Genomic DNA, 12,478 nt, shown 5'->3' on the forward strand with positions numbered 1-12,478 from the left:
AATCTCATGCTGCTTCGTGCGCGCCGGGCCAGTTCGTGCGCGGCGGTGGGGTGCGCGGGCGGGGAGCGGGGTCCGTGGTGGGGCAGAATTGCGGGTATGGAGATTCGGCCGCTCGATGGGGTGCGGGTTCTGGAGTTGGGGAATTATGTCGCCGCGCCTACGGCGGGGCGGATTCTCGGGGACTTCGGGGCGGAGGTCATCAAGGTCGAGCGGCCGAAAACTGGGGATGAGCTGCGGAATTGGCGGCTGTACGGCGGGGATACGTCCATGCTGTACCGGACGGTGAATCGGAACAAGAAGTCGATCGTGCTGGATCTGCGGACCGAGGCGGGGCGCGCGATCGTGCTGGATCTCGTCAAGCAGTGCGATGTGCTGCTGGAGAACTTCCGGCCGGGAATGCTGGAGAAGTGGGGGCTCGGGCCGGAGGCGCTGAACGCGGCGAATCCGGATCTGGTGATCACCCGCATCTCCGCGTACGGGCAGACCGGCCCGCTGTCGCAGCGTCCCGGATTCGCGGCGGTGGCCGAGGCGGTCGGCGGGCTGCGTGAACTCGTGGGGGATCCGGATCGGCCGCCGGTGCGGGTCGGCGTCTCCATCGGGGATTCCATCGCGGGTATCTACGCGGCCTTCGGAACGGTCATGGCGCTGTTCCAGCGCGAGCGCGCCACCGATCGAGTTCCCTTGGACCAGCGCATTATCGATGTGGCGCTGAACGAGTCGATCCTGTCTGTCATGGAATCGCTGGTTCCGGACTATCTCGCGTACGGCATCAATCGCGAGCGGGTCGGCGGGCGCATGGAGGGCATCGCCCCCAGCAACGCGTACCCGTGCAGTGACGGCAACAGCATTATTATCGGCGGCAATGGTGATGCCATCTTCCAGCGCTATATGCAGGTGATCGAACGGCCCGATCTGGCGGCCGACCCCGAGCTGCAAGACAATGCGGGCCGCTGGCGCAATCGCGATCGGCTGGATGCCGATATCGCCGACTGGACGCGGCTGCGCACCCGGGACGAGGCGCTGCAATTGCTGGAGGCCGCCGCCATCCCGTGCGGGCCCATCTACACCGCCGCCGATATCGTCGCCGACGAGCAGTACCTGGCGCGCAATATGATTCAGCACTTCCCGGTCGATGTGGGTGAGCCCGAGCCCAAACAGGTCGGCTTCACCGGCATCGTCCCGGTGATCGGCGGCCGGTCGCTGCCCATCCGCAATGTCGGCCCCGATCTGGGCGAGCACACCCACGAGGTGCTCTCCGGCCTGCTCGGCATGTCCGGCATCGACATCGACGCACTGGAGGGCCTGTGATGGCGGCGATTCTGCGAGACGTGACCCTGCGCGACGGGCTGCAGCTGACGGGCAAGGTATTGCCGACCGAGCGCAAGGTCGAGATCGTGCGGGAACTGCTGGCGCTGGGGGTGCCGGAGCTGGAGATCGGCTCCATGGCGCGGCCGGATCTGGTGCCGCCCATGGCCAATACGCTCGAACTGGTGGCCGCGCTGACTCCCGAGGAGCTGCGGCACTGCTGGGTGTGGGTGGCCACCCCGCGTCATGTGGAGAAGGCCGCGGCGGCGGGCGTGCGGAATTTCCAGTACTGCTTCTCGGTATCGGATGCGCACAACAAGGCCAATATCGGCCGCACCACCGAGGACAGCCTGGCCGCCATGCCCGCGGCCATCGGTTTCGCGCAGGCGGTGGGCGGGCGCATTCAGCTCTGCCTGGCAACAGCTTTCACCTGCCCGTTCGAGGGGCCGATCGATCCGCAGCGGGTGCTGGCCATCGCGCGCGATCCGCGCACCGAGGGCGCCGCCGATATCGTGCTGGCCGACACCCTCGGCCAGGCGCATCCGGGTCAGGTATCAGCGCTGGTGACAGCCGTTGTGGCCGCAGGCCGCTGGGGCACGGCGGAGCACCGGATCGTCTTCCATGGTCACGACACCTGGGGCATGGGCGTGGCGAATTCGCTGGCCGCGCTGACCGCCGGTGCGAATGTGGTCGACGGGTCGCTCGGCGGATTGGGCGGTTGTCCGTTCGCCCCCGGCGCGTCCGGAAATACCTCCAGTGAGGATCTGCTGTTCGCCACTCGCCCGGAATGGTTCACACCGGATGTACTGGCCACATTGGTACCGATTTCCGAACGCCTGCTGGCCGAACTCGGGGAACCGAATCGGTCGCGCACAGTCGAGGGCAGCCGCTCCGAAGCAGCCGCTTTCGAATGGGTTATTCGCAGGAGGCCCTGAGGCTCAGCGATTGTCGTGGGACATACCGTCCGCGCGCAGCTTGAGCAGAATCAGGCCCGCCGTGCAGGCGAGGATCAAACCGGCGACCGCGATTTCGACACGTAGACCAGCGATCCCGAGGACGGCACCGGTGACTCCGCCCAGGAAGATCAACCAGGCGACAGTGCGGGCCAGAATTGCCGACGACCGCAGCGACTGCGTCGCCGGCTCCCCGGACTGCGCGACGGCGCGCAGTGGGGATGTCGAGAATGCACCCATCATCCACTCCTCGATGACGCCCACCGAGTTCGGCGAACAACAGCGCGTCTCTCGGCAAATTTCGGGCGTCTCACGTGTAACTTTGGACACACATTACGGCTCGGCAACAAAATGTCCACGCGACACGTGCGCTCAACACGCGCACTTTACTGATTCGATATCTGAATTACTGCTGTTTGAGATGTAGTTGTGCCTTGCGGAATCGGCTGTGCCGCTCCAGATCCAACCGGCCGCCCGCCTGGCCCCGCGCCCCCACCTCCGTTAGGGTGAGCCCACTCGAGACGAAACAGGAGTGCCCTTAATGGACGGCAGCAACGCCGGCGCGGACAAGCGCGGCGACACTCCGCGGCGGCGGATACCCGCCCCCGTGGCCGGTGCCGCAGCCGCCGTCGGTGCGGTGTCGCTCGGCCTGGTACTGATCGGCGCGTGCGGCCTGGGCAACCAGGACGTGTACGTCGCGCCCCCCGCGTTGAACGCGGATCTGCAAGCCGCACCGGAGACTTCGCAATCCGGCACCACCACTCCCGTGGTGATCATCCCGCCCTCCCCCACCTGGCGGGTGGCCACTGAACAGTCCCCCCGGCACTCCGCCCCGCCGTCCGTGACCACCGACCCGGACGATCCGGGCGCCGACCCGTCGGCCCCCAGCACCTCCCGCACCACGACCACCCGGTCCACGACCACCACCACGCGCCGGACCACGACCACCACCGAACCCGCCGCTCCCACAACGGAACCCACGCGGGCCACCACCGAACCCGCCATCGCGGCCGTGCCCACCACCGACCGCCCGGACGACCAGGCCTCCGGCGGCCAGTAGCGGAATCACCCCGTCACCCTGGCGCGGTCACACCCTCACCCGTCACCCCGGCGCGGTCACCCCGTCATCCCGGCGCGCTTTTGGCCGGGATCCACCAGACCTGTTGGCACGCTTCCGGTGTGGATCCCTGCCAGAAACATGCCGGGATGACGGGGGCACCACCTACGCGACGGAGGCAGCACCCACGCTGACGGGGGCAGTACTCGCACTGACGAGGGCAGCACTCGCACTGACGAGGGCAGCACTCGCACTGACGAGGGCAGCACCTACGCGACGGGAGCAGTACTCGCGCCCACGCGCGGAAACAGTTCGCGCCCCACCCCAGAGCTGGGGCGGGGCGCGAAAGGTGTTGGTAAGGCTCAGAACTCGACGAGGGTGTAGTCGGCTACGCGGGCGGTGAGCACGCGCAGGTGTTCCAGATCGCCGCCCAGGGTGCGGGCGATGGCGGTGAGGCGGGCAACGTAGTGGCTCACCGGGTACTCGGTGGTGATACCGATACCGCCGTGCATCTGGATCGCCTCCTGGCCGATATGGCGGGCCGACCGGCCGACCTGCAACCGGGCGCGGGCGGCGACCACCGGATCGGTGACATCGTCCACCAGCGCGGCACTGGCGTACAGGCTCATACTGCGCGCCAGTTCCAGGGAGACATACATATTCGCCGCACGCTGGCTGAGGGTCTGGAACTTCGACAGCGTGACGCCGAACTGCTTGCGGGTCTTCAGATATTCGGTGGTGAGGCGCAGCGCCTCCTCCATCGCGCCGAGCGATTCGGCACAGAGCGCGGCCTGCGCCTGCGCGGTCACCACGGCAACGGCGGCCGCGGCGTCGGCATTCTCGCCGAGCAGTTCCGCAGCGGCGGAGGTCAATTCGACCTGCGCGCCGCGGCGGCCGTCGAAGGTGCGGAACGGCTTGCGCACCACACCTTCCGCATCGGCCGCGACCAGGAAGAGTCCGAGCCCGCCGCCGGGCAGCTGCGCGCTGACCACGAACTCGTCGGCGCAATCACCGTGCGGGACCGGATTCTTCACACCGGTCAGCGCGTAACCGCCGCCCTGCGGAACCGCCGTGGTGGCGAGTTCCGCTGCGGGCCAGCGGTTTCCGGGCTCCTCGTTCGCGAAGGCCAGCAGCTTGGTGCCGGCCACCAGCTCGGGCAGCACCCGCTGCTTCTGCGCGGCGGTGCCGGCGGCCACGATCAGCCCGCCCGGCACCAGTACGGCATCCAGAATCGGTTCGGGCGCCAGGCGGCGGCCGACCTCCTCCAGTACGACCATGACCTCCACGGGCCCGGCGCCGACGCCGCCGTCCTCCTCGCTGAAGGCCAGTCCCAGCACGCCGAGTTCGGCGAGCTGATTCCAGACATCGCGATTCCAGCCGAGTTCGGTATCGGTGACCTTCAGCCGGGTCTCCGGGTCGTAGGCACGGCCGAGCAGATCGCGGACCGTGTCCCGCAGCATGACCTGTTCATCGGTGAGTTCGAAATCCATGGCGGCAGCTCACAATCCGAGGATGGTGGAGGCGATGATGGTGCGCTGCACCTCGCTCGAGCCTCCGTAAATGGTGGTCTTGCGGTAGTTCAGATAGGCGGGGCCACTGCGCTGCGCCCAATCCGGCGAGGCGATGTCCTCGGCCTGCACCGGCAGGGCGTCCGGACCCGCGACGTCCAGCAGCAGTTCGGTGGCGGCCTGCTGCAGCTCCGAACCCTTCAGCTTCAGCACCGAGGAGGCCGGATTCGGCTTACCGTCGTTCGGCTGCGACACCACCCGCGCGAGGGTGAGCTCCAGTGCCAGCAGCTCGTTCTCCAGCTCCGCGATGCGCGCCGCGAACACCGGATCCTCCAGCAGCGTGCCCGCGCCCGACCTGGTCTGCGCCGCATACTCTTTCGCCACACCGAGCTTGACCTTGGTGCGACCGACACCGGTGATACCGGTGCGCTCGTTGCCGAGCAGGAACTTGGCGTAGGTCCAGCCCATGTTCTCCTCGCCGACCAGCTGATCGGCGGGCACCCGGACGTTCTCGAAGAAGACCTCGTTGACCTCGTGATGCCCGTCGATGAGCTTGATCGGGCGCACGGTCACACCGGGCGACTTCACATCGAAGAGCAGCATCGAGATGCCGGCCTGCTTCTTGACGGTCGGATCGGTGCGCACCAGGCAGAAGATCCAGTCGGCGTACTGCGCCAGCGTGGTCCAGATCTTCTGGCCGTTGACGATGTAGGAGTCACCGTCGCGGACCGCGGTGGTGCGCAGCGAGGCCAGGTCCGAGCCCGCATCCGGCTCGGAAAAGCCCTGGCACCACCAGATGTCGAGATTCGCGGTCGGCGGCAGGAAGCGCGCCTTGAGCTCCTCGGAGCCGAACTGCGCGATCACGGGGCCGATCATCTGCGCATTGAAGGTGAGCGGCTCCACGACGGACGCCAGCTGCATCTCGTCTTCCCAGATGTGCAGCTGCATGGGTGTCCAGTCGCGGCCACCCCACTGGGCGGGCCACTTGGGCGTGGCGTAGCCGTGCGCGTTGAGAATCTGGTGCGTGGTGACGATGTCCTCGCGGGAGAGTTCGCGGCCGTACTTCACGCGGTCGCGGATCTCCGCCGGGATCTCGGTCCGGTAGAACTCGCGCAGTTCGTCCCGGAATTTCACCTCGTCAGGTGACAGGGCAAGTTTCATCGCATCTCCCAGCGTCGCTGTCTTATCGACTCCAAACCTACCCCCCGGTAATACGAGACGTGTCGGCTGGATCACAGTGACGCGCCGCCTCGCCCGACGGCTCACAGCGAGAGCTGGTACGTTGCCGAGAAGATCCGGCGTGCTCGTGCCGCATTTCACGGCGAAAGCAGCAGCCGGACATCGATTCCGGTATCCGAGAGAGTTCGCAGGAGCAGCACGAGTGAACGGCAGGACCCTTTCCCGGCGGGCCGCATCGGCCGCGGCCATCGCCGCCACGGCAGTTCTCGGCGCGACCGGCACGGCCGGCGCCGAGCCCGCCGCATCCCCGATCGATACCGCGATCGCGCATCTCACGGATGCGGCCGGGCCGGATCAAGACGCCCTGGCCGCGGTGAACACCACCGCCAAGGCCGCTGAGCTGATCTCCGCCGCCAAGCTGACCAATATCGCCTTCGCGCCCTTCGGCTATCAGGCGCCCACCCTCGGCTGCGGTTTCAATATGCCGTTCACCATGACGGTCGCCTCGGCCGAATCCGGTGAGTCCGGTCCCGACCGCGGCGTCGCCGGCCCGCCCGGAACACTGCGCTTCCAGGCCACCCCCGGCACCGTCGGCATGCCGCTGGCCTCCGGGCTGAGCGTCGCCTGGCTGAATGTGGCCAATGGCCGCAGCGGCATCAACGCGCTCGACGATCAGACCGATTACAACCTGCCGGCGCTGTCCAAGACCATCGACTCCGGACCGGGCACCGTCATCGCCTCGCTGTGGGGCAGCGTCGACTACCCCGGCTCGCGCTGCGTGGTACTGCCCACCGTGGGCCTGTTCACCGTCGCCGACCTGCCCAAGGATCCGCCGGCGGCGAGCGTGCCGACCACGCAGCCGAATGCGGTAGCGCCGCAACCCGGTGCGGCGGCTCCCCAGCCGGGGACCGGCCAGCCCGCGACCACCGCGCCGAGCGCTCCGGCCGCCCAGCCGAATGTGCCCGACGTCCCCGCCGATGTTCCGGCCACACAGCCGAATCCCCCGGCCACCCAACCCAATTCCCCGGCCGTGGTCGGATCCAGCAGCGATACCAACTGACCTGAAAAACAGACTCGCGCCCAGGCTAGGAAGCCTGGGCGCGAGTGTTCAGCCCGGATCACGCGCCGAGCGCGGCCGGAACACGTTCACGCCCTGATCCACTCACCCGCGCCGGTGCGCAGGTGCGGTGGAAACGGCAGGGCGCGCGGCGATTACGAGCGGGGCTTGCGGCGGGTGGCGTCCGGGCGCTTGAACTCACGGTCCACCGGGCGGCGCGGGGCGCGGCTCATGGCACGCGGTCCGGGCGCACCCGAATCCAGCTGGAGCTGAATGAGCTGGCCGCTGATTCTCGTGCGGCTCAAGGCATTCAGGGTCTCCTGCGAGAGATCGGCAGGCAGCTCGACCAGGCTGTGGTCGGGGCGAATGCTGATATGACCGAAGTCGCTGCGGCGCAGGCCACCCTCATTGGCAATGGCGCCCACGATCGCGCCGGGAGCCACCTTGTGGCGCTTACCGACCTCGATGCGATAGGTGACCAGCTCCGCGCCGGTATTGCGGTGCAGGCTGGGCCCGCCCTCACGGGGACGGCGCTCACGCGGCTCGCGATCGTTGAACGAACGCTCACCACGCTCGGCCCGCTCGCGGCGCGGGGCCGGCTCCGGATCGGGCTCCATGAAGAAGTTGTTGCCGTCGTACGAGCCGATCGCCAGCGCGGCCGCGATATCCACCAGCGGGATATTGTGCTCGCGCTCGTAATCCTCGATCAGCTTGCGGAACAGCGGCAGGTTCGACGAGGCGAGATTCTCGGTGATGGTGTCACCGAACTTCGTGACACGCTGCGCGTTCACGTCGTCCACACTCGGCAGCTGCATCTCGGTGATCGGCTGGCGGGTGGCACGCTCGATCGCGTCCAGTAAACGCCGCTCGCGCGGGGCGACGAACAGCAGCGCCTCACCGGAGCGGCCCGCGCGGCCGGTGCGGCCGATGCGGTGCACATACGACTCGGTGTCGTGCGGAATGTCGTAGTTCACGACATGCGAAATGCGGTCCACGTCCAGGCCGCGCGCGGCGACATCGGTGGCGACCAGAATGTCGATCTGGCCGTTCTTGAGCTGGCCGATGGTGCGCTCACGCTGGGTCTGCGCGATATCGCCATTGATGGCGGCGGCGGAATACCCACGGGCGCGCAGCTTTTCGGCCAATTCCTCGGTCGCCTGCTTGGTGCGCACGAAGATGATGATGGCCTCGAAGGCCTCGACCTCGAGGATGCGGGTCAGCGCGTCCAGCTTGCGCTGGTACGACACCGAGACATACCGCTGACTGATGGTGGGGCTGGTCGAGGTCTTGGTCTTGACCGTGATCTCGACCGGATCGTGCAGGTACTGCTTGGAGATCTTGCGGATCACCGGCGGCATGGTCGCCGAGAACAGCGCGACCTGCTTCGTGTCGGGCGTGTCGCGCAGGATGCGCTCCACGTCCTCCTGGAAGCCCATCTTCAGCATCTCGTCGGCCTCATCGAGGACCAGGTACTGCAGCTCCGTCAGATCGAGGGTGCCGCGCTCCAGGTGGTCGATGACGCGGCCCGGCGTGCCGACCACGACATGCGCGCCACGGCGCAGTCCGGACAGCTGCACGGCATAGTTCTGGCCGCCGTAGATGGGCAGTACGTTCAAACCCGGAATGTGGGTGGCGTACCGGCCGAAGGCCTCCGCGACCTGTATGGCCAGTTCGCGCGTCGGCGCCAGCACCAGCGCCTTGGGCGCCTTGCCGGCCATATTCAGACCCATCAGGATCGGGATGGCGAAGGCGGCGGTCTTACCGGTGCCGGTCTGCGCGAGACCCACCACGTCCTTGCCGGCCAGCAGCGGCGGAATCGTCGCAGCCTGAATAGGCGACGGCGATTCGTAGCCGACATCGGCGATGGCCCGCAATACGCGGTCATCGATACCGAGATCAGCGAAGGACGGGCCGTTCGCGTCCCTCTCGTCGTCAGTGGGAACGCTGTCGGCCGGTGAGGTACTCATTGACCAGGAGTTTACTGCCTTGCCCTGGTCGGTCCGACCATCGGGTGAATAGGCTGGAACTCGTGCAACCGGACAACCCGCCCTCGGCCGTCGCCGCGACCCCTGTTCTTCCGGCATCCGGACTCGGCCGGGCCGAACCCGTCCCGGTCCGCAATTACGTAACCGGCACGGCCGCAACGACAGAACCAGGCAGTTCGGGGGCAACGACGATCACCGTTCACGAACCTGCCGCCGAACCGGAACTCGCCGTCGGCGTGGCGGACGGCGGGGTCGTCGACATCGCTGTCGTACAGTTCTCGCCCGGCACCGACACCGTGGCCAATCTCACGACACTGCGCGAAGAGGTACGGGCCGCGGCGGCGCTCGGGGCCCAGGTGGTGATCGCCCCCGAGTACTCCATGTTCTCGGTGCTGCACCTGGACGAACGCGCCATTCCCGCCGCCGAACCCCTCACCGGGCCGTTCGTGAGCGGATTGCGCGGAATCGCAGCCGAATTCGGGGTGCACCTGGTGGCCGGGGTGATCGAAACGCCCGGTGGCGACCGGCCCGCCGACCGCGTCTACAACACCCTCGTCGCAGCGTCCCCGGATGCCGAATTCGCGGCGGTCTATCGCAAAGTTCATCTCTACGACGCTTTCGCCTCCCGCGAATCCGATGTGGTGCTGTCCGGACCGCTCGACCAATCCCCGACCTTCACGGTCAACGGGGTCGTCTTCGGCATGCAGACCTGCTTCGACCTGCGCTTCCCCGAAGGCATTCGGCGCATCGCGGCTGCCGGAGCGCACGTCCTGCTGCTGCCCGCGCAATGGATTCCGGGCCCCGGCAAGGTCGATCAGTGGACCACCCTGCTGCGCGCCCGGGCCATCGAGAACACCATCTACGTCGCCGCCGCCGACCAGGCCGCGCCCCGCGGGTCCGGCGCCTCCATGGTCATCGCCCCCACCGGCGCCATCCTCGGCGAACTCGGTGACCAGCCCGGCATAGCCACCGCCCGCATCGACCTCGAGCACCTCCACGAAGTCCGCACCACCAACCCCAGCCTCTCGCTCCGCCGCTTCACCATCAGCAGCGAATAGCTTTCCCATCGGCCAGGAACTGAGGCGGCGACCACCCGCACAGTGCCACCACCATTTCCTGATGATCTCGAATCTCTGGCTCGCGCTCGCGGCACGCGGATAAAGGCCGGCTACGGCGGGCCTTGCCCGGCTCACGATCGCGGGTCACCGACCAGCGCGACCCACTATTGAGGTGGCATTTGTCCTGTTCGGCGAGGCGGTGCCGGGGCGCGAACTAGACTGGGCAGCAATGATCTATCCCGATCGGGAGGCTGCAGGGCGGGCGCTGGGTGGGGTGCTCGGGTATCTGCGCGGGGCGGATCCGCTGGTGTTGGGATTACCTCGGGGCGGGGTGCCGGTGGCGGTGGCGATTCGAGAGGTGATCGGCGGGGACCTCGATGTGCTGCTGGTGCGCAAGCTCGGGGTGCCGTGGCAGCCGGAGCTGGCCATGGGGGCCATCGGGGAGGACGGGGTGCGGGTGCTCAATGTCGACGTGGTGCAGCACACCGGTGTCACACCGGAGCAGTTCGCCGATGTCGAAGACCTGGAGCGGGTCGAACTCGAGCGGCGCCGCCAGGTGCTGCGCGCCGAACCGCCCATTCCGCTGAAGGACCGCACCGTGGTCATCGCCGATGACGGCATGGCCACCGGCGCGACCGTAGCCGTCGCCTGCGAAATCGCCCGCATCCACGAGCCACGACACGTGGTGGTCGCGGTCCCCGTCTCCTCCGCCGAAGCGCTGCACCGCATTCGGGCCCTCGCCGACGAAGTCGTCTGCCCCCTCGTCCCCCGCTCCCTGGGCGGAGTCGGCGCCGTCTACCGCGACTTCCACCAACTCACCGACAACGAAGTCGTCCACCTCCTACACCCCACCACCCCACCCCAGGACTGACCGTTCGCCGAGTGGGCTCTCACGGTGGCGACACGCCGCACAACGCCACCACCAGAGCCCGCTCGGCGAAAATAGGCCGCGTCACTGAACTTCGGTGATGCCCCTGCGGTGTCGCTGAGCCAGCTCGGCGTAGTAGGAGGGGTTGATTTTCACCCACATCTCGGCGGGTGTGCCCTCGATGGGGCGCTTGACCTGAGCGGGGGATCCGGCGGCGAGTACGCCGTCCGGGATCTGTGCGCCCGGCGGGACCAGCGAGTGGGCGGCGATCATGGTGCCGCTGCCGATCTTCGCCATATCCAGGACCGTACTGCCGTTGCCCACAATGGATTCCGCGCCGAGCGTCGCACCGTGGAATACCACCGCGTGCGCGATGGTCGAGCCCGCGCCGATCTCGACCGGAACGTCCTCCGGTACGTGAATCACCGCATTGTCCTGCACATTCGCGCGCTCGCGAATAATGATCGGGGCCAGATCCGCACGCAGCACCGCGCCGTACCAGATCGACGCACCCGCCTCGACCCGCACATCCCCGATGAGCGTCGCGGTGGGCGCGATGAACGCCGTCGGATCGACCGTGGGCCGCTTGCCTTCGAATTCGTAGAGTGGCACGCCTGACACCGTAAACGCCCCTCGCCCCGGCGGTTCGAGATCACCGGCCAACACCTGACGCTCGCTGTCAGAGACTCCCCGCCACCGAGCGAACCCAGTCGGCGATATCCGCGGTGACCTCCGCGTGCACCGGCTCGTGCAGCAGATCGTGCCCAGCGTCCTCGTACTCCCGGAACTCGGCGGCCACCCGCCCCGCCCACTCCCGCACCGGCCCCACCGGAGTCCGCCGATCATCCACCCCGTGCACACACAACACCGCAGTCCCCTCCGGCAGAACCGGTTCGCGCCCGCCCTCGATACCGCGGCCCGGCGCAGTCGAAACACTTTTGCCGCGTGCGGGATTCGACGCATCTCCGAGAGCGGTCGATGGCTGCGGGTGCGTACCTCCCACGCTGCGACCGGATCGCGCGACGGTGGCACCGACACTGCGGGGCTCGGTGGCGGCGGCGCCGCGGGCCGACTTCGGAGGTTGGCCTGCGAGAACAGCTTTGGGGGTGCCGCAGAGGATCAGGCCTGCGCAGGGCGGGGTGGGGTCGGCGGTGATTGCCGCCAGAGCGGTGGCCGCACCCAGGGAGTGACCCATGAGAAAGAGCGGGGGCGGAGAGGGGACGAGAGCGAGGAAGGTCAGTGCGTCAGCCGCCAGTTCGGGGAGGCTGCCGGGGCGCTCGGGATCGCCTTCGCTGAGGCCGTGGCCGGACGTGTCGAGGGTCCACAGTTCGATCCCGGCGGGGGCGAGGGCTCGGGCGAACCGGTGATAGTGGCCGCTGTGCTGGCCGGTCCCGGGCAGCAGCACGAGGGTCGCCGCCGGGCGATCGAGCGACCAGCGGCGGTAGTGCAGCCGCCCGCGGGCGCCCTCGAAATACGGCATCCGGCGATTATCGCAAGCCCCGGAAGAC

12 protein-coding genes are annotated in these 12,478 nt (G+C 68.0%); 6 read left to right on the plus strand and 6 right to left on the minus strand.

All coding sequences use genetic code 11. From position 1 onward, the window contains the following. The first annotated feature begins 96 nt into the window (after positions 1-96). Together ABZX86_RS01875 and ABZX86_RS01880 are read left to right on the plus strand one after the other, a co-directional pair. Positions 97-1,308: a CoA transferase gene (locus tag ABZX86_RS01875; RefSeq protein WP_355119026.1), complete on the plus strand. Its 1,212-nt coding sequence runs from the start codon at positions 97-99 to the stop codon at positions 1,306-1,308. After that, positions 1,308-2,240, plus strand: a complete 933-nt coding sequence (locus ABZX86_RS01880) for a hydroxymethylglutaryl-CoA lyase (protein WP_355119028.1) — start codon at positions 1,308-1,310, stop codon at positions 2,238-2,240. The genes ABZX86_RS01875 and ABZX86_RS01880 overlap by 1 nt, the downstream gene beginning before the upstream one ends. A gap of 3 nt (positions 2,241-2,243) precedes the next feature. On the opposite strand, the gene ABZX86_RS01885 is transcribed toward ABZX86_RS01880, so the two are convergent. Then, complete coding sequence (locus ABZX86_RS01885; RefSeq protein WP_355119030.1) at positions 2,244-2,498, minus strand: hypothetical protein; 255 nt, start codon at positions 2,496-2,498, stop codon at positions 2,244-2,246. Positions 2,499-2,799: 301 nt separating this feature from the next. On the opposite strand from ABZX86_RS01885, the gene ABZX86_RS01890 reads away from it, so the two are divergent. Further along, complete coding sequence (locus ABZX86_RS01890) at positions 2,800-3,318, plus strand: hypothetical protein (protein WP_355119032.1); 519 nt, start codon at positions 2,800-2,802, stop codon at positions 3,316-3,318. 359 nt (positions 3,319-3,677) lie between these two features. On the opposite strand, the gene ABZX86_RS01895 is transcribed toward ABZX86_RS01890, so the two are convergent. Continuing rightward, on the minus strand, positions 3,678-4,805 hold the full coding sequence (locus ABZX86_RS01895; RefSeq protein ID WP_355119034.1) for an acyl-CoA dehydrogenase: 1,128 nt from the start codon (positions 4,803-4,805) through the stop codon (positions 3,678-3,680). A 9-nt stretch (positions 4,806-4,814) separates the two neighbouring features. Next, positions 4,815-5,984 (minus strand): acyl-CoA dehydrogenase family protein, encoded by a 1,170-nt coding sequence (locus tag ABZX86_RS01900; protein ID WP_355119036.1) that lies wholly within the window; start codon positions 5,982-5,984, stop codon positions 4,815-4,817. 220 nt (positions 5,985-6,204) lie between these two features. Here ABZX86_RS01900 and ABZX86_RS01905 point away from each other — a divergent pair, with 220 nt between their 5' ends. Then, complete coding sequence (locus ABZX86_RS01905) at positions 6,205-7,062, plus strand: hypothetical protein (RefSeq protein ID WP_355119038.1); 858 nt, start codon at positions 6,205-6,207, stop codon at positions 7,060-7,062. Between the two features lie 152 nt (positions 7,063-7,214). Here the strand turns inward: ABZX86_RS01905 and ABZX86_RS01910 are convergent, their stop codons facing one another. Then, a complete protein-coding gene (locus tag ABZX86_RS01910) occupies positions 7,215-9,026 on the minus strand; it encodes a DEAD/DEAH box helicase (protein WP_355119040.1) in 1,812 nt (603 codons plus the stop codon). 254 nt (positions 9,027-9,280) lie between these two features. Between ABZX86_RS01910 and ABZX86_RS01915 the strand changes: the two genes are divergently transcribed. Both ABZX86_RS01915 and ABZX86_RS01920 read left to right on the plus strand, forming a co-directional pair. Further along, entirely contained in the window at positions 9,281-10,102 is an 822-nt protein-coding gene (locus ABZX86_RS01915) for a carbon-nitrogen hydrolase family protein (RefSeq protein WP_355119808.1), read from the plus strand. Positions 10,103-10,331: 229 nt separating this feature from the next. Further along, on the plus strand, positions 10,332-10,973 hold the full coding sequence (locus tag ABZX86_RS01920) for a phosphoribosyltransferase family protein (protein WP_355119042.1): 642 nt from the start codon (positions 10,332-10,334) through the stop codon (positions 10,971-10,973). A gap of 81 nt (positions 10,974-11,054) precedes the next feature. Here ABZX86_RS01920 and ABZX86_RS01925 read toward each other — a convergent pair whose 3' ends face one another. Continuing rightward, positions 11,055-11,582: a gamma carbonic anhydrase family protein gene (locus ABZX86_RS01925; RefSeq protein ID WP_355119044.1), complete on the minus strand. Its 528-nt coding sequence runs from the start codon at positions 11,580-11,582 to the stop codon at positions 11,055-11,057. 67 nt (positions 11,583-11,649) lie between these two features. Next, on the minus strand, positions 11,650-12,450 hold the full coding sequence (locus ABZX86_RS01930) for an alpha/beta hydrolase (RefSeq protein WP_355119046.1): 801 nt from the start codon (positions 12,448-12,450) through the stop codon (positions 11,650-11,652). Positions 12,451-12,478: the final 28 nt, after the last annotated feature.

It is taken from the genome of Nocardia sp. NPDC006630 (genome assembly GCF_040611495.1).
Taxonomy (GTDB): domain Bacteria; phylum Actinomycetota; class Actinomycetes; order Mycobacteriales; family Mycobacteriaceae; genus Nocardia.